We start from the raw sequence: 24,042 nt of genomic DNA, 5'->3' as shown, positions 1-24,042 counted from the left end.
ATGTCAAATCCCAACTATGATGAACTCATGCAGCCAGTCATTGAATTCTTAGGCTGCAAAACGCCTCAAGCATGGTTAGATGAAGCCATCAATCATCTTGATTTGTTGATGCAAGATCATGCCAATTGCGAAAAAAAGGCAGCAGGCACGGCCATGAATTTGATGTTCCGTTACAGTTTTTTTACCGATTTACAAGTCAAATTGGCACAACTGGTTCGTGAGGAAATGCTGCACTACGAGCAAGTGCTTGAGTTTATGAAAAAACGTGGGCAGGAATGGAAAGCCGTGAGTGCAGGACGTTATGCGGGCGGTTTACGTAAAGAAATCCGAACTTATGAACCTGAAGCATTGATTGACGTCATGATCGTCGGGGCATTTGTAGAAGCGCGTTCTTGTGAGCGTTTTCATGCACTCGCACCCTTGGTGGATGATGAGCTCGGGCGCTACTATCGTTATTTGTTGAAATCTGAGTCTCGTCACTTTGAAGATTATTTGGCCTTGGCAATGGAAGTCGCGACCACGGCTAAAATGAAAAATCCAGAAGAAGATATTCAGCAGCGTATTGAACATATTCGTGAAGTTGAGAAAAATCTAATCTTGACGCCTGATGATATCTTTAGGTTTCATAGTGGAGTGCCCGCTAAAGTGGCTACACCAGCCTCCTAATCTTTAAAATGCTAAAAACACAAAAGCCAGTTTGAAAACTGGCTTTTACACTTTCTTTAACAATCATTAACTCACTATTTTCTTTTGAATATCATGATGAACTAAACTTCCCCATACCAGACCTGCAATAAAGCAAATACTAAAATAAACCGCAAAGGCAGTAATCGGTAAGTTTGGTTGATTCAAAAAGAAATAGCGATAAAGCAACATTAAAATAGTAAAACCACAGCCCCAGAATATTCCACCGTAGAGCAAAATAAATCTGAATTTGTCATTCATCATAATGGTCTTAAGCTATGCTTGTGATAAATGCCCTATATGATATATTAAAATATTCTCAAATAGTGAAATTTATTACAATTTTGTGAATAAAAGAATGTTGCTTAAAAACACAGCATTTTTGAAACAAAAATTCGGTTACACTAGGTTTTCTGATCGAAGTGAGCCTGTTATGCGGAACATACCATCTAAACTTAAGCAGGAAAAAACATTAACTCCTGAATTAAAAAAATGGTTGTATGCATCAGGCTCTTTGACCCAACAATTAACAGATTTAGCATCTGGTCAGTTTCGGGTTGAACCCACCAAAGAACATTTTCAGCGTTTAAGCTTTATTGATAGTCAATGGATGAACATGTCACATGCACATACTGCATGGGTACGTGAAAGTTTACTTTATGGCTGTGAAGCAGAGCCATGGGTGAAAGCGAAAAGTATTTTCCCAATTTTAAGCTTACAAAAAAAAGCCAGAATTTTTCAGCATATCGGCACAAAGCCGATAGGAAAGTTTTTATTCCAGCGTACAAATCCAGCTTGTGAACGCCGAGTGATATATTTAGAAGATGGCTGGACTCGACAAAGTTGTTATGTCTGGCATGGCTGTAAGTTTATTGTCCAAGAAACATTTCTCACTACATTTGAAAACTTTATAAAGAAACAAAACGAGCAGGGGTAAGTCATGGCAGCAGTACAATCCATCACTTGGCGACAACGGTTAGAAGCCTATTATTATTTATGTCGTTTTGATAAGCCGATTGGAACCGAATTGGTTTTCTGGCCAATGATGTGGGCACTTTGGATTGCTGCTGAAGGAATTCCTCCATTACATATTTTATTACCATTTGTGTTTGGCACCATTTTTATGCGTGCTGCTGGATGCGCCATTAATGACTTCGCAGACCGTGAAGTGGATGGTCATGTAGAACGAACCAAGACCAGACCACTTGCGACAGGAATTATCCAACCTAAAGAAGCCATTGCTGTGTTTTTAGTTTTAGTCGCAGCCAGTGCCTGTATGTTGTTTTTCTTACCTGTTGAGACATTTTACTGCGCTTTCGGGGCATTAGGACTCGCTTTTATTTACCCATTTATGAAGCGTTATACCCATTTACCGCAAGTGGTTTTAGGTATGGCATTTTCATGGGGTATCCCGATGGCATTTACCGCGATGGGTAAGCCGCTAGATTGGACATGCTGGTTACTATATTTTGGCAATTTATGTTGGACTGTGGCTTTTGATACTCAATATGCCATTACCGATCGTGAATATGATTTAAAAATCGGGGTAAAGTCCACAGCAATTTTGTTTGGTCGCTATGATATTGAAATTATTTCCTTATTACAGTTTTTAAGTATTGTATTGATTGGTGCTTCTTTTTACCTTGCAGATATTCTATTTCCGTGGGGACTTGTCGCTTTGTTATTGGTTGCCGCAGACTATTTTTATCAATGGTCAAAAACCAGAACTCGCGATCCTCAAATGTGTTTTTGGGCGTTTCGGCATAACCGTTGGGTGGGGGTTATCCTATTTTTAGGGATTTTTATGGCTTATTCATTTTAAAAAAATTGACCATCTAGTAAAAGAGTGTTCTATGCAGAGCACTTTTTTTGTGCATAAATAAAGCTGCATGTAAGACCATGCAGATTAAATACTGCCTCGTCCTAAAATAGATTGATTATATTTTCTTTAAAACCGAGTTGTATCATTAGTTCGGTTTTTCTTTTCACTTAATATTATACTTACCAACGTTCCTTACCCTGTGACAGAAGCCTTGGTTGCGAATTTAAAAGGTTTGGGTTCAACGAGTGTTGTACTTGATCCAGTCCTGAATGCGTCACATACACAGGCTATCGTTTGTCGAAATTTACAAGTCTATATTTTATCCAATTGAAAATGCCAGCCAAAACCAATATCACGGTTGATCCGTCCACTATAGATGCCAGCAAAAATCCACAATGTACTGGAATAGGCTTATAAGGACTCATATTTAAGTTTTAAATCAAAATTGCGAAAAAAAGAGTAACTGATGATCTCAGTTACTCTTTTTGTTTTACGGACTGATAAAGGCTTAGACTTGTTTCAGCGATAACATGTAATTCTCTGCTTTTTCAGCATCATATTGTTTTTGCCATTTACTGATGACCAATGCAGCCAAAGCATTCCCCACAACATTCAGTGCAGTCCGTGCCATATCCAAGATACGGTCGACACCTGCAATAAATGCCAGACCTTCAAGTGGAATACCAACCACACCTAAGGTCGCTAGCAATACGACAAACGAAGCACCTGGTACGCCAGCAACACCTTTGGATGTGACCATGAGCGTTAACACCAAAATAAGCTGTTGAGTAATCGTTAAATCGATTCCATAGAGTTGGGCGATAAAGATTGCAGCAATACTTTGATAAAGTGTCGAACCATCCAGATTAAATGAATAACCTGTTGGAATCACAAAACTTGCAATCGCACGAGGAGCGCCGTAGGCTTCGGTTTTTTGAATAATACGAGGTAATACTGTTTCAGAGCTTGCTGTTGAAAATGCCAAGATCAGTTCGTCTTTAAGAAGTTTAATGATATTAAAAATATTTAAACCACAAAATTTTGCAACCGAGCCAAGGACAACGAAGGCAAAGAACAAAATAGCGGTATAAACCAGTACCACCAATTTAAACAAAGGCACAAGCGATGAAAAACCGAATGTCGCAACAGTGGCGGCAATCAAGGCAAACACACCAATTGGAGCATATAGCATCACCATATGTGTAACTTTGAACATGGTTTCTGCAATCGCATTAAATACATTGAGCAAAGGTTGTTTGGTTTCGTGAGGCAAACTTGCCAAGCCAACACCAAAAATCACCGAAAAGAAAATAATCGGTAACATCTGGGCTTTAGCCATCGAGTCTATAATATTGGTCGGAATAAGACCTAAAATTGTTTGTAGGAAACCATGCGCATGCGATTGATATTCATGAGTGGTTGCTTCAAATTTGGTGATATCGACTTTGTGCAGCATAGACATGTCCACACCTGCACCTGGCTGAAAAATATTGGCAGCAAGAAGTCCAACTATAATTGCAACCGTGGTAATGACTTCAAAATAAATAATAGTTTTTAAACCAATACTGCCAAGCTTTTTGGTATCACCAATTCCTGCAATGCCTAAAATTAAAGTTGAAATAACAATAGGCACGACAATCATTTTGATTAGGCTAATAAAAATTTGGCCTGCGGGTTTTAGAATATTCGTAACGATATAGTCTTGATATTCAGGCTGATTGTGCAGAATGCTACCAACAATAATACCTAAAATAAGTGCAATCAGAATTTGCCATGCAATGCTAATCCGTTTTTGTTTCATATCAATCTCAATATTTTACAAAGACTCCGATCGTGATGACATTGAAAACATAAGAAATTGTTAAAGATGGCATAAGTCGTTTTAACTGGGGGTGGGAGGAATCACGCTACAATAAAACGTTCAGTTATCATGCTGACTTTCAATTTCTTTACTTTTCATCTGATCATTTCGATGAATCTAAAATTTGCCCTTAACTCACCAAGGAAAATGATGGATCTCGTCCTTACAGGACTGGAAAGTAAATTCCGATCTCAAAAAATTATCTTTGGATCATTATTAAATGTGACTAAGGAAGATGCAGTATTTAAATACTAAAATCTAAAATTAAGTATCACTAAATAATTTTATTGCAACGAATATGCCAAATTAATTAAATTGGAAGTAAAAAATTAATAAGTCTGAATTGCATTTAAATAAGGTCGGTTTTTGAAATAAATAAATAAGTCTGCTGGGTTTCTCATAAAATAAATCCTTTTATATGGAAAATGGTCGTCATTTGATGGTGCATTTTAATGAAAATTGCACCAATAAAAAGCATATTACTCAATAAAACTAAAATATCAATGCTTTTATAATTGTAAATTTACTTTTATATCAAATATTTGTTGAAAATTAATCTAAATCTGAAGTTTGATAACGTTGTAAACTGAAATTATTTTATTTTGATATTTAATTATTATATTAGGATGTGGTTTTCCTATTATTAATCATAATAATTAAATATATTGAATATGTAAATTCGTATTTTTATAATATTGTGATATTAAAAACGTATGAGTTTTAAATTTTCTTTTATTAATCATTTCTTACTAATGCTAGGCTTGTTTTGCAATTGAAAAAAACATTCATCTTTAGAGCTTGAGCGCAAGAATAAAAAATATTTGGCGGGTGATATTGAATGTATTAGAAATTAAGATAAGGCTGGATCTGGTAAAAATAGGTGATTTTTCTATTAAAAAACGAATTTACTTCACTGAAGTTTTCTAAGCCTGATTTGTTGACAAAAAAAAGCCCACCGAAGTGAGCTAAAGGGCTAAACCTATAGACTTCTTTCATCATTGTTTAAACCCGCTTTATTTTTCTCCCGTAAGAGAAATAAAAGCGACTTATGAAAGGAGCCTTATATAACGCTGAGAAATATATCATATTTATTATATGTATCTATAATACTTTGGATTAGATCAAATAGGTTTAATCTTTAGTCGTAGGCGTAGCAAAATTATGAACGGCACAGTCATCGTGCATTCAATAGTCGAAGTTTTAGAAAAAATAGTATAGTTTTTTAATATTTCGATTTATCTGATGCGTTAATCTGTTTATTGCTCAAGCTGAAGATGTTGTAAGGCAAAATTAACTTGTTGTAATTGTTGATTCAATTGCTGCGGAGGAATGCGGGTTTCCTGTAAGTGGGTAATCCATTGCATTTGACAAATCTTAAGCTGCTTAACATTGCTTGCATTTTTAATTTGTTCTAAAAGTTGTCTCGCCAGTAATCCACAATAGCTGGATAAGGTTTCTGCCATTAAAGTTTTGATTTCGTCAAAGGCCATTATTGCCATTGGGGTAATTTCAACTTGTTGCTGCTGAATCAAGTCATCCGAAACTCGATATTCTTGACTAGGACGAGTTGGATGATTGATAGCGTCTTGAACATTGGTAAGTTCATTCTGGCGAGATACTGTGCTACTGCTAGAGGGTGGAATTTCAGTGTCTGGTTTAGGCGTGGTGATAGAGTTCGAAAACGTTTGAGATTGGATGAGTCCCATTGCTTCAAGTTGTTCTAGCAATTCAGGAGATGCAATTTTTTGCCTGAACTGATCACTTAACTTATTAAAGTCTTCAGTGCCGATTAAGAGTAATAAGCGTCGTTGTCTTACATTCAGATTAAATTGACGGTTTTCAAGCGCAGTATGACCTTGCGCAGTTTTATAATAATGAGACATCCCCAATTTATCCCTTGTTATAAATTGGTGATACCATAAAACGAGAAAATTACATTAATATGAAATAATTTATAAATCAAAAAATTAGTTTCAAACAAGAGTGTTCTCTAGCGCTTTTTTGAGATAAGGATCAAGATCATCTTGACGAAGTAACCAATTGATATAGTCATGGGGGAGGTCTTGGATCAAGCTACCTTTATGTTTGCCGAAATTAATTTTTGTGGGAATACGTGCTTGCTCTGATGCCAGATAAAGATCATCAATATTGTGAATATTCAAATGATGTACAATATGCATCAGGATATTCGCAGTTAAAATGATATCCGCGTCGGCACGATGCGCACCTTTTAGTAGTTCTCGTGCTTTATCGCTGCCTTTAGAGATCAGATAAATTAAAGCAGAAATATTATGCGCATCTGCCTGTGGCCAGACTTTTCGTGCCAGTGCTAAAGTACAAATCGCTTTAATATCTTGTGTTTCTACACCGCAGCGCGCGATGGCAGCCATATCATAATCAACATTATGCCCAATAATATAAGTGGTATCGGTAGGCAACTCAAAAGAGGTATATAAAGGTTGATCGACGAGATCAGACTCTAAAATATGGTGTACCGCCATAGCCGCATAAGAGATTGGTTGATTGACTTGATATAGCTGATCAAATAGCTGACTTTTATCCAGACTGAGTTTTCCTGCATGAACTTCTACAGGTGCGTAAGCAATTTCAATCGGTAAACCATTGAGAGTATGGGTTTCGGTGTCCAGAATAATGGCAGTCATTAAATGAATAATCTCGATGCGACAGCAAAAGTTAAATGTAGCATCTCTGATAAATCGTGAAAAGATTCAACTGTATTCATGAATGTTATGTTTCACTTTGTATAACTGTCTTGTTTATACGGTTAAACAAGGCATAATTTATAAATTGCATAACTGTGCAAAACAACAAGAATGTTGAATACCTTCAAAAGGATAAGAAAAAATGAAAAAGACGTTGCTCGCAGTCTCTACGCTCAGTTTAACTCTATTTTTATCAGCTTGTAATGATGATAATGACTGGAGTGATGGCTTTAATCCACCACCTGATATTCCAGAAAATAACATTCAAAATCCTGTTGTTCACATGGATAGTTATAGCGCAACAGATATGAGTGCTGTTGCAGATAAAAGTCTGGTGATGACTTATAAGATGTTGGGGATTAATAATAAAGAAGTGCAGGCGACAGCGCTAGTTTTCACGCCTAAAGGAGCTGCGCCCATTGGAGGTTGGCCAATTGTTGCGTGGGCGCATGGCACAACAGGCGTTGCGGATAAATGCGCACCAAGCCGCTATGCATTAACACCGGAAATTCAGGCCATGATCAACCAATTTTTGGCGAAAGGCTATGTGGTGGTTGCGCCTGACTATGAAGGTTTAGGAGAGCCAAGCGGACAGGAATTGCATCCATTTTTAAATGTAAAAAGTGAAGCCTTTTCAATAACCGATGCTGTCGTTGCTGCGCGGGATTATTTGGGTAACAAAGTCAATAAAAAATGGGTAACTGTTGGGCATTCACAGGGCGGGCAAGCAGCTTTAGGCGCTGCTCAATATGCATCACGTGCCAAGCTCGATTATAAGGGAACCGTTGCTGTTGCACCTGCATCTAACCTTGATTTGATTTTAACTTTGGGTGAAGCCTCAGTAGCAAATCAACCTGTAACTACACAGATTCCTGTATATGCAAGTTTGGATACCTTTACAGCACTGATTACCGCAGGATTGCGTAATCCAAATCCAGATTTTAAATATACTCAGGTTTTTAAAGATCCAACTGCGCAGATTGCCCAAACCTACACAGAAACAGAATGTGCAGGCGATATTGGCAATGCCTTTGTGGGTAGTATGGGTTTATATGCTCAATCAACTGGAAGTCTGAATGGTTATGGGCGTACTCAGGATAATTTCCTGAATATTCCAGTGGTGAAAAACTTTACCTCTAAAGATGGTCAGCCTTTAACGGTTAAAGTGACGTCGCCAATTACCATTTATCAGGGCAGTAATGACACCACCGTACCGCGAATCGCGACCAATACACTGGTCGATTCAGCCCAGCAAAAGGGTACAGTTATTCAATACAATACTGACGATCCTATTCCTGTAAAATGGGATCATGGAACTGCTTATACCAAAAATATCAACGCTATCGTACAAGATGTTGAAACGATGCTTTCCAAATAAATCATTATGGTTCTGCCGTATGGCTCATGTATATTACATGAGCCATTTTTATTTAAAACTGAGTAAAGTTCATTCTGCTTAATCCTAAAGTTCATGCTACAATAGCGCCCAATCTTAGCACGGCTTAAAAGCCCTAATTCATAGGACCCTCGCTAATGTTTGCCAACATTTCTCTTTCTGAATTTGATCCAGAATTGGCCAAAGCAATTGACGCTGAAGACGCGCGCCAAGAAGCGCATATTGAACTGATTGCATCTGAAAACTATTGCTCTCCTGCGGTGATGGAAGCGCAAGGTTCAAAACTGACTAATAAATATGCAGAAGGTTATCCTGGCAAACGCTATTATGGCGGTTGCGAATATGTCGATGTGATTGAACAATTAGCAATTGACCGTGCTAAAGAACTTTTTGGTGCTGATTATGCCAATGTTCAGCCGCATGCAGGTTCACAGGCAAACTCTGCGGTATACCTAGCATTATTAAATGCAGGTGATACAGTATTGGGTATGAGCCTTGCACATGGTGGTCACTTGACTCACGGTGCAAAAGTAAACTTCTCTGGTAAAACTTATAATGCCATTCAGTACGGTTTAAATCCTGAAACTGGCGAGATTGATTACGAAGAAGTTGAACGTTTAGCTTTGGAACATAAACCACGTATGATCGTGGCAGGTTTTTCTGCATATAGCCGTGTAGTGGATTGGCAGCGTTTCCGTGATATCGCGGATAAAGTTGGTGCTTATTTGTTTGTTGATATGGCGCATGTTGCTGGTTTGGTTGCAGCAGGTGTTTATCCAAGTCCAGTTCAAATCGCTGACGTGACAACGACAACCACGCACAAGACACTTCGTGGCCCACGTTCTGGTCTAATCCTTGCCAAAGCAAATGAAGAAATTGAGAAAAAACTTCAATCTGCGGTGTTCCCAGGTAACCAGGGCGGTCCTTTGGTACATGCAATTGCAGCTAAAGCAGTTTGTTTTAAAGAAGCAATGGCCCCTGAATATAAAGCGTATCAACAACAAGTGGTCAAAAATGCTCAAGCCATGGCTGAAGTATTAATTTCACGTGGTTATGATGTGGTTTCAGGTGGTACAGATAATCATTTATTCTTATTGTCTTTAATTAAACAAGACATTACAGGTAAAGATGCTGACGCATGGTTGGGCAACGCCAATATTACGGTCAATAAAAATGCAGTTCCAAACGATCCACGTTCTCCATTTGTGACTTCTGGTATTCGTATTGGTACTCCAGCAGTGACGACTCGCGGTTTTGGTGAAGCCGAAGTGCGTGATTTAGCGGGTTGGATTGCGGATGTATTAGATAGCAAAGGTGATGAAAGTGTCATCGCTGATGTTAAAGCAAAAGTTGAAGCAGTATGTGCAAAATTCCCTGTATATGCTAACTAAGCAAATTGCTTGAGAAGAAGCTCCCTCAAGGGAGCTTTTTTTATCTGTGAATATTTTAATCATCAGAACTAAACTCTGATATAACAATAAAATTAGATTTAAGTCATTTGTTTTGAAAAATTGATAGATTTAAGGAGTTTATAACATGTCTCAGCCTAATATTATTATTTCCTCGCAAGATCTACATCGTTTAGAAACGATGCTTGAACATCAAACGACTCAAAGCTCGACCATGCAGCATTTAGAAAATGAACTGGCGCGAGCAGAAGTGGTTGATCCTGAAAATATTCCAAAAAATGTGGTCACCATGAACTCCCGAGTGAGTATCACCATTGCACCTTCAACAGATTCTGTTGAGATTGTTTTAGTCTATCCACATGATTTTACAGGCGATAAAAGTCAGGTTAATATTTTGGCACCTGTCGGTGCGGCGATCTTGGGACTGACAGAAGGGCAAAGTATTGAATGGCCACAGCCTGATGGTCAATTGATGAAAATTAAAATTGAAAAAGTCATTTATCAGCCTGAACGAGAAGGCAAATATCTGTAATAGACTGCTTTCTCATGGTTTAAACTCTTTTTATTTTTCTCTCAATAGGGCGAAATAAAAAGGATTGATGAAAGACGTCTAATGTCTATTTGCAAAATGGTGAGATGAAAAATTTAAGATTTAACATAAAATCATCATGTTGATATAAAAAATAGACTTTGCACTATATCGATTTGTGCCTATGATGAATTGACAAAATATATTGGTTGATTATGACTCAATTTAATTCATTGATTCCGCTAGATCAGATTGAAGTTGATCCAAAAGCAATATTGGCGATCAAACGCAATGATCTGGTGCCTTTACTGGATAATCAATATCAGCTCAATCATTATGCCGATCAGCTGATTCAATCGCAGTCGGTATTGCTCAATGGTGTTGATCCCAAGCTCAATCAAGAATTGAGCAAGGTCATTTCTCAATTGATTGAGAAGTTGGCGCAATCTAACAAAGTGCTCAAGAAACGTAAATTTAATGCATTACAAAAATGGTTAGGCATTGATATCGAATATGATCATGGGCAGTTGAATTACTTAACTGAATTGGAACGTCTGATTGACCAAGCCAGTTTTTTAAGTCAACGCTTGCAAATCGAAATTCAAAAATCACAGGCGCGTGTCCAACAGGTACTGGGTTTACGTGAACAGATGGCGAAATATATCATTGCGGCTCAAGAATTTTTGCAGGAATATCCTGCTTTTATTCAGCAGCGACATCCGCTGGATAATTTTGCAGAACGATTATCTAAAAAAATAAACACTTTACACACTTTGCAAGCGAGTAATGATATCGCTATTACACAGATGCAATTGGCCGAGCAACTTTCCTTTACCTTATTGGATCGTTTTAAGGAAGCGCAACAAGTCCTGATTCCTGCTTGGCAATATCACCTCAAACAAAGCATGCAAGGCAATTCAGTTGCAGAATTGCAAAAGCTGGATCATAGTCGTGAAATATTGATGAATACTTTAAAAAAATCATTAGAGAAAAATAGGGTGGAATAATGTCACAATCCGAATCTAACCATAAAAATGTACTGGTTGAACAATCTACAGAGCTTCAGCAGCAAGAGTTTGAGCGTTTAAACTTAAAAGAGCTAGGTTTACAGCCTGAAGATTTTGCTCAGGTGATGGATGCACATCAGACATTGACTGATATGACGCACAGTAGTGTTTCTGAATATGGTAAGGATATTGCGACCAAGACTTCAACCTACACCGATGAACTCCTGAATCTGGTTCAAAATAAAGATCTGGATACGACAGGTCAAAAGTTAAATGAAGTGGTTCAAGTTGCCCAGCAACTCAATACATCGAGCATCTTGAATAAACCGAAAGGCTCATCGATTCCGATTTTAGGCGGTTTGTTGAATAAAATTAAAGGTGCAAAACAAAGCTTTGATCAACATTTTAATACCACGAAAGAACAAATCGATGCTTTGGTCAAAGAAATTGAACAATCACAAAACGGACTAAAATCCCGTGTGAATACTTTAGATAAAATGTTTGATGCGGTGCAAGACGAATATAAACAACTTGGTGTTCATGTTGCTGCGGGTAAGATCAAACAGCAGGAAATTCAGCAACAGATTGCTGAGTTGAGTCAGCAAGAACAGGATCAACAAATGACTCAGCAGATCTATGATCTGAACCACCTTGCCAATAATTTAGAAAAACGGGTCAGTGATTTACAAGTTCTACAGCAGTCTGCCATGCAAACTTTGCCAATGATTCGTATTATTCAGTCCAATAATTTAATGTTGGTGGATAAATTTTATGCGATTAAAAATATCACTTTACCTGCATGGAAAAATCAAATCAGTCTGGCGATTTCCTTACAGGAACAAAAAAACAGTGTGCAATTGGCAAAGAGTATTGATGACGCAACCAATGATTTATTGCGTCGAAATGCTGATTTATTACATCAAAATTCAGTTGATACAGCTAAAGCCAATCAACGTTCGGTGATTGATATTGAAACCCTTGAACATGTGCAAAATACCCTCATTAAAACTGTTAACGATGTGATTCAAGTTCAAAAAGAAGGTATGCAAAAGCGCGATGAAGCGGCAACGAGATTACGTACACTTCAGCAAAATTTAAATCAACTGGTCATTGAGTCGAGTCATGGTGCTGCTTCAAAGTAGTAAATAAATTGGTACTTCTTAAGTCTAACAGTATGAGGAGAGTAGGTTGCCACTCATCGAAAATGCTCCGATGAATATTCAGTCGATACAGTCTCGATTGACCCAACTCAAAAAGCGTCAACATCGTGTGATGCTGTTGAGTCTAACGGTAACAGGGATTTTTATCATTGCGTTGGTTGCATCATTTACTCAACAGGCGTTGGTCTATAGTTTTTTTGATTTGAGCCAACAAGTCGAGCAATTACATATTCCTGTGGCGATGGCTGATCAGTTACTGCTGGATCAACAGTCTGATTATTTTAGCAATCTACTGTCATGGTTCGGCTGGCTGTTTTTAAAAATTTTTGCTGCATTTTTTGGCGCTTTTATTTTTGTCCGAATTTTAAAAAAATTTAAATTTTTTCAGTTACGTTTTCGTTCACTGATTTTACGCTTTGTGGCGTGGTTAATTGGATTTATTCTCATCTGGTCAGGTTTGACTTATGTGCAATATGACCGTACTAGTGACCAAGCCAAAGCTTATGCTGAATTGGTGGCTTATGATCAAAGTATTCAGCAAAGCCAAATCGCGCATGAGTTGAAAAATGTGGATACACCTGATGCAGTGAAAGATTATCTTTTAGCGCAAACCGCTTTATTACACCGACCAGTGGATAAAGAGACAGCATTACCTTATGTTTCACATTTGATCCGTGAAGAACGTCAGGATCCGCATTTTATGGAATATGGCTTTAAACCTGAACAGCTTTGGATCATGCAGCAGCAACTTTATGGGAAAGTAGTCACGCCATTGGCACAAAGTGTTCAAAAACAAGCGGATCAAGCACAACAACTTTCTGAAATGGTGAAATTCTTATGTTGGGGCATCAGTTTATTGGCTGCATTTATTGCAATGATGACCTATGCTATAGCCTTAAATCTTAAAAATAGAGCAGATCGGATTGAGCAAAAAAGTGAATAATGATTTTTTGTTCGGCAAAACCGATTAAAATTATAAAAACATACTGTTTCACCTATTTAAAGTTTTATCGTAATATTCCCAACAAGTTAAAAATTTTCTCCTTTGGAGCTTGATTATGTTAGATCAAAATATCAAAACTCAGTTAAAAGCCTATTTAGAACGTTTAGAAAGTCCTATCGAATTGGTCGCTGCTCTGGATGATTCAGACAAAGCTGCCAAGATCAAAGAATTAGTCACTGAAATTGCGGAACTCTCTGATCAAGTCACGGCCCGTTTTGATGGTCAAAATACACGCCGCCCAAGTTTTGGTATTGCTAAAGTCGGTGAGCAACCACGTGTGTTCTTTGCTGGCTTACCGATGGGTCATGAATTTACTTCATTGATCTTAGCTTTGTTACAAACTTCAGGTTATGCACCGAAAGTCTCTGATGAGCTGCTCAACCAGATTAAAGGTTTGAATCTTAAAGCAGACTTTGATGTATTTGTGTCTTTGAGCTGTCATAACTGTCCGGATGTGGTTCAGGCACTGAATCTGATTGCGATTTATAACCCAAATACCACTGCGACCATGATTGATGGTGCCTTCTTCCAGGATGAAGTGGAACAACGCAAAATCATGGCAGTTCCGATGGTATTCCAAGATGGCAATCATATCGGTCAAGGTCGTATGACCTTAGAAGAAATTGTGGCAAAACTGGACAGTGGGGCTGCTGAAAAAGATGCGGCGGCAATTAATGCCAAACAGGCTTTTGATGTATTAGTGGTGGGTGCGGGTCCTGCGGGCGGTACTGCGGCGATTTATGCAGCACGTAAAGGCATTCGCACAGGCATGATCGCAGAGCGTTTTGGTGGTCAGGTCATGGACACCATGGACATTGAAAACTTTACTTCTGTACAAAAAACTGTAGGTCCACAGTTTGCTGCGGATATGGAAAAACATGTACGTGAGTACGATGTGGACATTATGAATCTGCAACGTGTCAGTAAAATTGTCGGTGCCGATCAAACTGCTTCGGGTCTGGTTGAAGTTGAATTGGAAAATGGTGCCAAAGTTGAATCGAAAACCGTGATTTTATCGACAGGTGCGCGTTGGAGAAAAATGGGCGTTCCGGGTGAACAGGAATATGCGACTCGTGGTGTAGCGTATTGTCCACACTGTGATGGTCCATTGTTTAAAGGCAAAAAAGTTGCGGTGATTGGTGGTGGTAACTCGGGTGTTGAAGCGGCAATTGATTTGGCAGGTATTGTGGAGCATGTGACTTTGGTTGAGTTTGATACCAAACTTCGTGCCGACCAAGTGTTACAGGACAAACTAAACAGTTTGCCGAATGCGACCGTCATCACCCATGCACTTTCAACTGAAGTGGTCGGTGATGGTGCTCAGGTGACCGCTTTGAAATACAAAGACCGTGCTACAGAGACAGAACACAGCATTGAACTATCAGGAATTTTTGTACAGATTGGTTTATTGCCAAACACAGATTTCTTGAAAGGTTCAGTGGAGTTAAGTCCACGTGGTGAGATTATTATCAACGAGCGTAACGAAACTAATGTAGCAGGTGTATTTGCTGCGGGTGACTGTACCACTGTGCCGTATAAGCAGATCATTATTGCCACAGGTGAAGGGGCAAAAGCTTCTCTGTCAGCGTTTGATTATATTATTCGGAATAGTTAACGCATTTTTTAACTCATGGAAAGCAAAGCAGTTTCGACTGTTTTACTTTCTCATTTAACGGCTTGTCAATTTAAAGGCATTCATATTTAAGAGCTTTCAGATTTAGATTTATTCTAAAATTCATTTTATAGGAACTTGATCTTCTAACAGTCAAGTTCCTTTTTTTATTTTTCAATTAATTCGAAACTATATTGAGTTGTTTAAACTTATCCATGAGTTGCGTTTCATCTTCAATATGTGCAGGATCCACTATGATGCAGTTGATCGGACAAACCGCAATACAAGTGGGTTCAGGGTAAAACCCGACACATTCTGTACAGCGATTTGCATCAATTTCATAGACCTGTTTTCCTTCAAAAATTGCAGTGTTTGGACATTCTGGCAAACACATATCGCAATTAATGCATTCAGATGTGATCAATAAAGCCATTATTACTCCGCAGCATATGCCAAAGCAGAAGATGAAATCTGTTCTGTGGCATGTGGTAGGTTTCGAATCAGGAGTGCATATTTGATATCAATACTCGGATCTAATGGAATTTCAACCACATGTCCCGAGCCTTTGGCACTCTCGATTTGCTGACCTTTATTGTCCAAAATTTCACTTAGGACAAAACTTATGTTTCCTTGTGGGGTCATGAGCTCTAAAGTATCGCCGATATCAAAACGGTTTTTGACATCGATCTTGATATAATTGCCATTACGTTCCAGAACTTCACCACAAAATTGCTGATAATCAAAATGTGAAGAACCATCAGCATAATTTTGATAATCGCTATGCACATGACGACGCAAGAAGCCTTCGGTGTAGCCGCGATTTGCTAAACCTTCGAGCAGTTTCATCAAACTTGGATCAAAAGGTTTGCCCGCCAATGCGTCATCAATGGCTTTACGATAAATCTGTGCTGTACGCGCACAATAAAAATAAGATTTGGTACGACCTTCAATTTTTAAGGAGTGAATACCCATCTGACTTAAACGCTCTACATGCTGTACCGCACGTAGATCTTTCGAGTTCATAAAATAAGTACCGTGTTCATCTTCCTCAGCAGCAAACATTTCTTCATCATTGCGTTGTACCAAAACGGGTTGCGTGAACGGAGCTTGATGATCTTGTGGACGACAGCAACTGTGTGTGGAGGCGAGTGGCTGGGTAGGAATCACATCTCCAGTTTCATTTTCCAAGGCATCATGAATTTTATATTCCCAACGACAGGCATTGGTACACGCGCCCTGATTGGCATCACGTTTATTCATATAACCCGAAAGCAAACAACGGCCCGAATAAGCCATGCATAATGCGCCATGTACAAACACTTCGAGTTCAATATCTGGAACATGCTTTTGTATTTCCGCAATTTCCTCAATCGAAAGTTCGCGTGACAGAATGACACGAGTAAGACCGTAATCTTTCCAGAATTTTACCGTTGCCCAATTGATGGCATTGGCTTGTACCGATAAATGAATGGGCATCTGTGGAAAATGTTCACGAACCAACATGATTAAACCCGCATCAGACATAATCAGTGCGTCTGGTTGCATCTTGATAATAGGCTCTAAATCAGCGATAAAATTCTTGAGTTTACTATTGTGTGGCTGAATATTGACCACCACATAGAACTTTTTGCGTAAAGCATGTGCTTCATGAATTCCAATAGCCAAGTTGTCATGATCAAATTCATTATTACGAACACGTAAACTATAGCGCGGTTGACCTGCGTAAACTGCATCTGCCCCATAGGCAAAAGCATAACGCATATTTTTTAGTGATCCAGCAGGAGAGAGCAACTCAGTTTTCATGGCAATTGAAAAGGCATAGTAAATATAAGTGATTATTTTAAAATTACTCAGTGTTTTGCTCAACCTAGCAAATTAGTCGGGATTAATCGTTCTAAAAATGCATCTGATTGTTCTGTTTTTATTATTGTTGTTGCATTGGTAAGCTTATTAAATATTAGACAATGATTGAATAAAACCTGAGGGAATATCCATGAAAATTGCAAATCATCGACAGCCTGTATTTTTTATCTCGCACGGTGGTGGACCATGGCCGTGGATGCCTGATTATCTGAATACGGTTTATGCCAATCTGGCCCAATCACTGGGTGATTTGTTAGATTCTGTGGTAGTACGACCTAAAGCCATTTTGATGATTTCTGCGCATTGGGAAGCGCCAGAGTTTACGGTTCAGACGGCATCGCAACCCGATATGATTTATGATTATGGTGGTTTTCCTGCACATACCTATCAGGTACGTTATGAATCATCTGGATCACCAGAACTGGCTGAACGTGTTGTGGAATTGCTAGAACAAGCGAATATTTCAGTGGCGACCGATGCACAACGTGGCTACGATCACGGGATGTTTTCACCAATGCAGATCATTAACCCTGCGGCGGATATTCCAGTGGTACAGCTGTCTTTGAAAAAAGGGCTAAATCCGCAACAACATATCGAGATGGGACGTGCTTTAGCGCAGTTACGTGATGAAAATGTGTTGATTGTGGCGAGTGGACTCAGCTATCACAACTTGCGTATGTTCAATGCTCATGCGGCAGAGCCGTCACGTGCCTTTGATCAGTGGTTGTTTGAAACAGTGGTTGAGCATCAGGGCAATGCACGTAATGCATTATTAAACGATTGGGAACATGCTCCTGCGGCGCGCGTTGCGCATCCTCGTGAGGAGCATTTATTGCCATTGATGGTGGCTGTAGGTGCCGCAGAGCAGGAATTAGCCGCACGTAATTATCATGAAAAGCAATTTATGGGCGGTTTGTCGGTTTCCAATTTTGCTTTTGGTGAGCTTAAATCATAGATTCAATGTATTGATCTACTCATGAATCTTATAAGCGTAGTCAAATCAATTAGAAGCGATCTGGAGAATTCAACAGATCGCTTTTTTTGTTCGTCTTATCATTATTTTATTTTTTGGTTGATGATTCATGTAACAACTAAAATAAATTGATATTTCTTTACAAAATTAAGCTTAAATTAAGTTTTTATCATTCTTTTTTGACATTACCATCAGTTGATAGCCACACTAATTCTAGACTGTTGGCTGTGTCATCAAATGAAAAATTATTAATCTAAATAATTGTTTTCATTTTTAATTTCGTAAGAATAAGGAGTGATCTATGGCTGCTACAAATGGAATGTTAGATCCAGACGATTCAGTTATTTTACTGATCGATCATCAAAGTGGTTTATTCAATACAGTAAGAGATGTTCCGGTCCCAGACTTACGCAATTACGTCATTGCCATTGCAAAAGCTGCATCCTTATTAAATATCCCCGTCATTACAACGGCGTCTGTACCTGATGGACCAAATGGGCCATTAATTCCAGAAATACATCATTATGCTCCTCATGCCGTCTATGTTCCACGTACAGGGCAAATTAATACATGGGACAACCCATTATTTGTAGATGAAGTTAAAAAGACTGGCAGAAAAACACTGATTATTGCAGGTACGCTTACCAGCGTATGTTTGGCTTTTCCGGCAGTGAGTGCCCGTCAGGAAGGATATAATGTTTATTGTGTGATTGATGCTTCAGGTAACTGGAGTAAATTAGCAACTGACACAACAATTGCACGTGTGACTCAAGCTGGCGCAATTCCAACAGATACCTTTGCGATTGTGGCCGAGTTAATGCGTACATGGAATCGACCTGAAGGCTCTCGTTTTGCTGGAATTCTTGCTGATCATGTATGCCCAGAATACAAGTGCTTAATGGAAAGCTTTGATAAAGCACAAGCGGTTGTTCGCGATGGTCCAGAAACCAACTTGGATAAATATCAATAAGATAAATTAATTTTATTTGATTATAGATAGAATCATGAACCCAAATTCTTGTTAAGAATTTGAGTTTTTTATTTAATATTGAATAATCTTGATATTGTCTTACAGAAAAAATTGTTTTGATCTGGAAAAACAGCAATAATTTCGGTGGTGGATGCAGCAACTTTTTTGGTACTTTCATTGAACTAAAGAGTGGATCAAGCTTTCTGGTGATTTTCATATTTGTTTATGTGAAGCCAATCATAATCCGATCGTGACAGGATATTTGCAAACTTTAATTGCTAGAACTTCCTTGTTAATCGGGATGTATGAAACCAAACCAAATCAGTGTTCGGTTGAAGAACATGAGGCAATTTTGCAGGCGATTGAGCAAGGTGATGAGCAAAAAGCCATTCAATTGATGGAAGCACATTTAGGTGAATATGCGCGGAGCTTTTTAGATGAACAGCCAGATACCAAGTCGCCAAATCTAGTGGATATCTTTCAAAATAAAAAGCTTCAAAAATAATGAATATAAAAAACCGAGAAATTTTTCTCGGTTTTTTGGGTCATTAAGGCAGATTATTTTTCAACGAATGCACGTTCAATCACGTAATCGCCTAAAACGCCCATACGCGGAGATTCTTTAAGACCTGCTTTGTCTAAAAGTGCAGCTACATCAGTTAAGAAATGTGGGCTACCACAAAGCATCGCACGGTCAGTTTCTGGGTTAAATGGTGGTAAACCAATTTTTTCAAATAATGCGCCCGTTTCAATGGCAGTGGTGACACGACCTTCATTTTCAAATGGTTCACGCGTCACAGTTGGGTAGTAGATCAATTTGTTTTTGATGTCTAATTCTTCAAACCATTCATTATTTGGTAATTCATTCAAAATTAGATCTTGGTAAGCCAATTCACTAATCCAGCGTGTACCATGAACCAAAATCACTTTTTCAAATTTTTCATAAGTTTCAGGATCACGAATTAACGATAAGAATGGTGCAAGACCTGTACCTGAAGAAAGGAAATACAGGTTTTTACCTGGATTAATATCATCATGTACCAACGTACCTGTTGGCTTTTTAGAAATCAAAATTTCATCGCCCACTTGTACTTTTTGTAAAATCGAAGTGAGTGGACCGTCTTGAACCTTAATTGAGAAAAACTCAAGTTCTTCTTCATAATTAGCACTGGCAATTGAGTAGGCACGCATTAATGGTTTGCCATTGACCTCAAGCCCGATCATGACGAACTGACCATTTTTAAAACGCAGTGCGGTGTCGCGTGTGGTTTTAAAACTAAAAAGAGTGTCATTCCAGTGGTGAACATGGGTGATGCGTTCAACGTTAAAAGCAGCCATTAAAGGTCTCAATCACGATCAAAAGAAAACAGGTTGCTATTCTAATCTAAAATCATTCTCGATAAACTGAATATATTTAATTGTGTTTATAAGAAAAAGTGATGATGAATTCTGTAAATTTGCCAATCATCGGCAGCATGCATTCGCCGTACCGTGAAAAGTTTGGTATTCCGCGCCAGCCTAATCTGGTGCAGGTCGAATCGTATATTGAAATGTATGAACCCTATAATGATCCATTGGCATTTGAAGGTATCGAGGAATTTAGTCATTTATGGCTGATTTGGCAGTTTCATGACAATAAACATCAGCAGGAGTTTGAAAAATTTCGTCCGCAAGTCCGCCCACCACGTTTGGGTGGTAATAAAAAAATTGGGGTATTTGCGACTCGTAGTATGTATCGACCTGCGCCGATTGGGTTATCTGTGGTGCAATTTAAATCAATTGAAAAAATAGGCAAAACACTTCGTATTTATGTGACAGGCAGTGATTTACTGAATGGAACGCCTATTTTAGATATTAAACCTTATATTCAATATTCTGACGCCATCGAAAATGCGCAAAGTGGCTATGCACAGCATGAACCCGCGAGAAAAAAAGTCATGTGGGCAACGGATGCTGATGCGCTACGACAAAAAAATATAGTTGAGAAAAAACTGACGGCTCAGATTGTAGATGAGCTTGAACAAGTATTGTCTCTTGACCCACGACCTGCGTATCAGGATGATCCTGATCGGATTTATAAAATAAAATTTGCTCAGTTTGATGTCAGTTTCAGGGTGAATGAAAAACACATTGAGATTGTTGATTTTACTGAATGAGCAGCATTATTTTAGTCTGCTTTACACTGTTGCTTATGGATATACATTTGCTCATCAGCGTGTTTACATGCGTCTTCCAACCCCTGACTTGGATGGCGCATTGCATAACCAATCGCAGCACTGATTTTAGCATCTGCCAAATGTTCCAGTAAGCGTTGTTTTAATTGTTCCAGATGATCATGGTCATGACCCAGTATCAGGATTCCAAATTCATCGCCGCCTAAACGTGCCAGTAAATCTTCCTGACGTAGTGAATTTCTTAAAATAAAAGCAGCCTGTTCAATAAAACGATCGCCTTCGGCATGTCCTTGTTGGTCATTGATTGCTTTTAAGCCGTTCAAATCAATCATGAAAACAGCAGCAGGATGTCCATAGGTTTTACAACGTTCTTCTTCTATACAAATGAATTGATTCCAGCCGCGGCGGTTATAGACACCCGTCATGGCATCAATAACGGCTTCGTTTTGTAGGCGTTCATGTAAACGAATTTGTTCATTTTCGCGGATTTCACGCTGTAAAATATGGCTGAGTAAATTACCAAATAATTCAACCAAACCACCATCTTCAATAATTTTTTCTGACTTGGGTTCTGGATCAATCGCGCACAAAGTGCCAAATAGACTGCCATCTTCTTTAACCAGAGGTTGTCCGATATAGGCTTTAATATTGACTTGTTGGGCAATGGGTGCAGAAGCGTAAAGTGGAACATCTTCAGAACGTGGCGCAATCCGTGGTGCGTGTCCTTGTACCATATGTGAGCAAAACGAATCTGCCCAATTAAAAACGCGGCCAGGTTTGACATCATAACCATGATCTTCGGCCTGTAATACGATCCAGTCATTGCCTTCTACACGTGTGATCATCCATAAATCAAATCCAAATTTTTGACGTAAAAAATGCAGTACTGCTTGTCCTGCGTCATGAAAGTTTTTAAATGCAATTGAACTCATTTAGCCGCCTATGATCTGGATATTTTGTTGGTGCTTTTTATGGCACTTTAAAACAATTTTTAAGTGCTGCATATCCCTAATTTAAAGACTAAAAAATACATTGCAAATGAACTCTGCTATATTGTGTAGAGTGTTTGGGGTATAACAATGAAGTTTAATTTTGAAATAGATACGGTTTGGTGTTTAGAACAATTATTAAAAGATGGTCGCATCACCGAGCGTGATAAATTATTGATTCAAACGACACATCGACAAAAAGATCAATTGAAATGGCATCCAATCCAATGGATTGCTCAGTTTAATCTTAAAGACCAACAATCACCTGACAAAATTTTGAATAGCACGCGTTTAAGTCAATGGCTTGCGGAAAAATCAGATCTGACATTTTATGTGATTGATCCACTAAAAGCAGATGTAGGTAAATTGACATCAGTGATGTCACAAGAGTTTGCTTTACGAAATAAAATTTTGGCCGTTGGTATTACAGCAGATTCAGTTTTAATCGGGACAGACCAACCGTTTATGACAGACTGGTTGGTGAATCTTGAGCGTAGCTTGAGTCCCAAAAAAATTCAACGAGTGATTTTGAATCCTGAACAGTTACATCGCTATCTGGTTGAATATTATCAGGTCAGTCGCGCGGTCAATTCATCGCAAAATTCGGGTAGTTATGATCGGGAAAATAAAGGTGTCGAAGCACTTTTACAATTAGGCGATACGCAAACGCCTGATGCCAATGATCAACACATCGTCAAATTAGTTGATTGGGTTTTGCAGTTTGCTTTTGAACAGGGTGCAAGTGATATCCACCTTGAACCACGTAAAGATACAGGCAAGGTTCGTTTCCGTATTGATGGTGTTTTGCACACCATTTATAACATGCCTGCAAATACTCTAACTGCGGTGATTGCGCGGATTAAAATTTTGGGACGACTCAATGTTGCAGAAAAGCGTAAACCACAGGATGGACGATTAAAAACCCGAACACCTAAAGGACAAGAAACAGAGCTACGTCTTTCGACTTTGCCGACAGCATTTGGCGAAAAAATGGTGATGCGTATTTTTGATCCAGAAGTTTTGGTACGCAGTTTTCAGCAATTGGGCTTTGAAGGACGTTTACTCAATGACTGGAATACACTCACTCAGCACAGTCACGGCATTATTCTGGTTACTGGGCCGACAGGTTCAGGTAAAACCACGACACTTTATTCATCATTAAAACAATTGGCAACTGAACAGGTCAATGTCTGTACCATTGAAGACCCGATTGAAATGTTGGAACCCAGTTTTAATCAGATGCAGGTCAACCCTGCCATTGAACTTGGTTTTGCCGATGGTGTCCGAGCTTTAATGCGTCAGGATCCCGATATCATCATGGTGGGTGAGGTACGTGATCAGGATACCGCCAATATGGCGATACAAGCAGCATTAACAGGTCATTTGGTACTTTCTACCTTACATACCAATGATGCACCCTCCAGTTTAACTCGATTACATGATCTTGGTGTCCAGCCATTTCTGACTGCCGCAACCATTTTGGGTGTATTGGCACAACGTTTAGTCAGAAAGTTATGCCCGCATTGCAAAGTGCAAACCCAGATTAATGAACAGGAATGGAAACACCTGACTTTTGATTATATTATGGATATGCCTGAAACTGTCTATTGTGCAGTGGGCTGTGAAGCATGTCGTAACACGGGTTACAAAGGACGTGTTGGTATTTATGAATTTATGCCTGTGAGTACTGAAGTTAAACATTTAATTAGTGCCCATGCGACCTTAAATGAATTACGCGCCCAAACTAAAAAAGAAGGTGTAGAACCATTACGCATTGCAGGTGCGCGTAAAGTGATTGAAGGCGTTACCACGTTAGAAGAGGTTTTGCGTGTTGTTCCACTCAGCTAAATAGCCTAAGCGCAAATTT

22 protein-coding genes and 2 pseudogenes are annotated in these 24,042 nt (G+C 38.8%); 16 read left to right on the top strand and 8 right to left on the bottom strand.

The window, feature by feature from the left end:
- Window positions 1-666: a tRNA-(ms[2]io[6]A)-hydroxylase gene (locus tag J500_RS06500; protein WP_004998456.1), complete on the top strand. Its 666-nt coding sequence runs from the start codon at window positions 1-3 to the stop codon at window positions 664-666.
- 66 nt (window positions 667-732) lie between these two features.
- Here the strand turns inward: J500_RS06500 and J500_RS06495 are convergent, their stop codons facing one another.
- Window positions 733-948, bottom strand: coding sequence for a hypothetical protein (locus tag J500_RS06495; RefSeq protein ID WP_004998453.1), 216 nt, complete (start codon window positions 946-948; stop codon window positions 733-735).
- Window positions 949-1,117: 169 nt separating this feature from the next.
- Between J500_RS06495 and J500_RS06490 the strand changes: the two genes are divergently transcribed.
- The 3 genes and pseudogenes from J500_RS06490 to J500_RS17085 form a co-directional block, all read left to right on the top strand.
- On the top strand, window positions 1,118-1,621 hold the full coding sequence (locus tag J500_RS06490; protein WP_004998452.1) for a chorismate--pyruvate lyase family protein: 504 nt from the start codon (window positions 1,118-1,120) through the stop codon (window positions 1,619-1,621).
- A 3-nt stretch (window positions 1,622-1,624) separates the two neighbouring features.
- A complete protein-coding gene (ubiA, locus tag J500_RS06485) occupies window positions 1,625-2,506 on the top strand; it encodes a 4-hydroxybenzoate octaprenyltransferase (RefSeq protein WP_004998451.1) in 882 nt (293 codons plus the stop codon).
- Window positions 2,507-2,687: 181 nt separating this feature from the next.
- Window positions 2,688-2,923 (top strand): annotated as a pseudogene (locus J500_RS17085) (alpha/beta hydrolase); the annotation flags it as partial.
- Window positions 2,924-3,014: 91 nt separating this feature from the next.
- Here the strand turns inward: J500_RS17085 and gltP are convergent.
- The 3 genes from gltP to J500_RS06465 form a co-directional block, all read right to left on the bottom strand.
- Window positions 3,015-4,307 carry a glutamate/aspartate:proton symporter GltP gene (gene gltP / locus J500_RS06480; protein ID WP_004989816.1) on the bottom strand — a complete coding sequence of 431 codons (1,293 nt, stop codon included), beginning with the start codon at window positions 4,305-4,307 and terminating at the stop codon, window positions 3,015-3,017.
- A gap of 1,316 nt (window positions 4,308-5,623) precedes the next feature.
- Complete coding sequence (locus J500_RS06470) at window positions 5,624-6,250, bottom strand: hypothetical protein (protein ID WP_004998450.1); 627 nt, start codon at window positions 6,248-6,250, stop codon at window positions 5,624-5,626.
- A gap of 90 nt (window positions 6,251-6,340) precedes the next feature.
- The gene (locus J500_RS06465; protein ID WP_004998449.1) at window positions 6,341-7,030 is read right to left on the bottom strand and encodes a putative quorum-sensing-regulated virulence factor; all 690 of its coding nucleotides are present in this window, start codon (window positions 7,028-7,030) and stop codon (window positions 6,341-6,343) included.
- 202 nt (window positions 7,031-7,232) lie between these two features.
- Here J500_RS06465 and J500_RS06460 point away from each other — a divergent pair, with 202 nt between their 5' ends.
- From J500_RS06460 to ahpF, 7 genes are all read left to right on the top strand, one after another.
- Entirely contained in the window at window positions 7,233-8,468 is a 1,236-nt protein-coding gene (locus J500_RS06460; RefSeq protein ID WP_004998448.1) for an alpha/beta hydrolase, read from the top strand.
- 155 nt (window positions 8,469-8,623) lie between these two features.
- Entirely contained in the window at window positions 8,624-9,877 is a 1,254-nt protein-coding gene (glyA, locus tag J500_RS06455; protein ID WP_004998447.1) for a serine hydroxymethyltransferase, read from the top strand.
- A 145-nt stretch (window positions 9,878-10,022) separates the two neighbouring features.
- Entirely contained in the window at window positions 10,023-10,427 is a 405-nt protein-coding gene (gene rnk, locus J500_RS06450) for a nucleoside diphosphate kinase regulator (RefSeq protein WP_004989803.1), read from the top strand.
- Window positions 10,428-10,639: 212 nt separating this feature from the next.
- Window positions 10,640-11,431 (top strand): hypothetical protein, encoded by a 792-nt coding sequence (locus J500_RS06445; protein ID WP_004998445.1) that lies wholly within the window; start codon window positions 10,640-10,642, stop codon window positions 11,429-11,431.
- The gene (locus J500_RS06440; RefSeq protein WP_004998443.1) at window positions 11,431-12,573 is read left to right on the top strand and encodes a toxic anion resistance protein; all 1,143 of its coding nucleotides are present in this window, start codon (window positions 11,431-11,433) and stop codon (window positions 12,571-12,573) included. The genes J500_RS06445 and J500_RS06440 overlap by 1 nt, the downstream gene beginning before the upstream one ends.
- A gap of 46 nt (window positions 12,574-12,619) precedes the next feature.
- A complete protein-coding gene (locus J500_RS06435) occupies window positions 12,620-13,534 on the top strand; it encodes a hypothetical protein (protein ID WP_004998441.1) in 915 nt (304 codons plus the stop codon).
- Between the two features lie 115 nt (window positions 13,535-13,649).
- On the top strand, window positions 13,650-15,209 hold the full coding sequence (gene ahpF / locus J500_RS06430; protein WP_004998439.1) for an alkyl hydroperoxide reductase subunit F: 1,560 nt from the start codon (window positions 13,650-13,652) through the stop codon (window positions 15,207-15,209).
- 175 nt (window positions 15,210-15,384) lie between these two features.
- On the opposite strand, the gene J500_RS06425 is transcribed toward ahpF, so the two are convergent.
- Window positions 15,385-15,639: a YfhL family 4Fe-4S dicluster ferredoxin gene (locus J500_RS06425; protein ID WP_004998438.1), complete on the bottom strand. Its 255-nt coding sequence runs from the start codon at window positions 15,637-15,639 to the stop codon at window positions 15,385-15,387.
- A 2-nt stretch (window positions 15,640-15,641) separates the two neighbouring features.
- Window positions 15,642-17,009 carry a tRNA 5-hydroxyuridine modification protein YegQ gene (gene yegQ, locus J500_RS06420; RefSeq protein ID WP_004998435.1) on the bottom strand — a complete coding sequence of 456 codons (1,368 nt, stop codon included), beginning with the start codon at window positions 17,007-17,009 and terminating at the stop codon, window positions 15,642-15,644.
- Window positions 17,010-17,199: 190 nt separating this feature from the next.
- Between yegQ and J500_RS06415 the strand changes: the two genes are divergently transcribed.
- From J500_RS06415 to J500_RS06405, 3 genes and pseudogenes are all read left to right on the top strand, one after another.
- On the top strand, window positions 17,200-18,024 hold the full coding sequence (locus J500_RS06415; RefSeq protein ID WP_004998434.1) for a DODA-type extradiol aromatic ring-opening family dioxygenase: 825 nt from the start codon (window positions 17,200-17,202) through the stop codon (window positions 18,022-18,024).
- Window positions 18,025-18,343: 319 nt separating this feature from the next.
- Window positions 18,344-19,012 carry an isochorismatase family protein gene (locus J500_RS06410; protein ID WP_004989775.1) on the top strand — a complete coding sequence of 223 codons (669 nt, stop codon included), beginning with the start codon at window positions 18,344-18,346 and terminating at the stop codon, window positions 19,010-19,012.
- Between the two features lie 187 nt (window positions 19,013-19,199).
- A pseudogene (locus tag J500_RS06405) lies at window positions 19,200-19,517 on the top strand (GntR family transcriptional regulator); the annotation flags it as partial.
- Window positions 19,518-19,570: 53 nt separating this feature from the next.
- Here J500_RS06405 and J500_RS06400 read toward each other — a convergent pair.
- Window positions 19,571-20,350 (bottom strand): ferredoxin--NADP reductase, encoded by a 780-nt coding sequence (locus J500_RS06400; protein WP_004989772.1) that lies wholly within the window; start codon window positions 20,348-20,350, stop codon window positions 19,571-19,573.
- Window positions 20,351-20,454: 104 nt separating this feature from the next.
- On the opposite strand from J500_RS06400, the gene tsaA reads away from it, so the two are divergent.
- Window positions 20,455-21,168: a tRNA (N6-threonylcarbamoyladenosine(37)-N6)-methyltransferase TrmO gene (tsaA, locus tag J500_RS06395; protein WP_004998432.1), complete on the top strand. Its 714-nt coding sequence runs from the start codon at window positions 20,455-20,457 to the stop codon at window positions 21,166-21,168.
- An 11-nt stretch (window positions 21,169-21,179) separates the two neighbouring features.
- Here tsaA and J500_RS06390 read toward each other — a convergent pair whose 3' ends face one another.
- The gene (locus tag J500_RS06390; RefSeq protein ID WP_034698804.1) at window positions 21,180-22,118 is read right to left on the bottom strand and encodes a sensor domain-containing diguanylate cyclase; all 939 of its coding nucleotides are present in this window, start codon (window positions 22,116-22,118) and stop codon (window positions 21,180-21,182) included.
- A 147-nt stretch (window positions 22,119-22,265) separates the two neighbouring features.
- On the opposite strand from J500_RS06390, the gene J500_RS06385 reads away from it, so the two are divergent.
- A complete protein-coding gene (locus J500_RS06385; RefSeq protein ID WP_034698801.1) occupies window positions 22,266-24,023 on the top strand; it encodes a GspE/PulE family protein in 1,758 nt (585 codons plus the stop codon).
- Window positions 24,024-24,042 lie beyond the last annotated feature (19 nt).

It is taken from the genome of Acinetobacter sp. 479375 (assembly GCF_000581715.1).
Taxonomy (GTDB): Bacteria; Pseudomonadota; Gammaproteobacteria; order Pseudomonadales; family Moraxellaceae; genus Acinetobacter; species Acinetobacter ursingii.
Note: the sequence above shows the minus strand (reverse complement) of the source record. Positions and strands in the feature narration are given on the sequence as shown.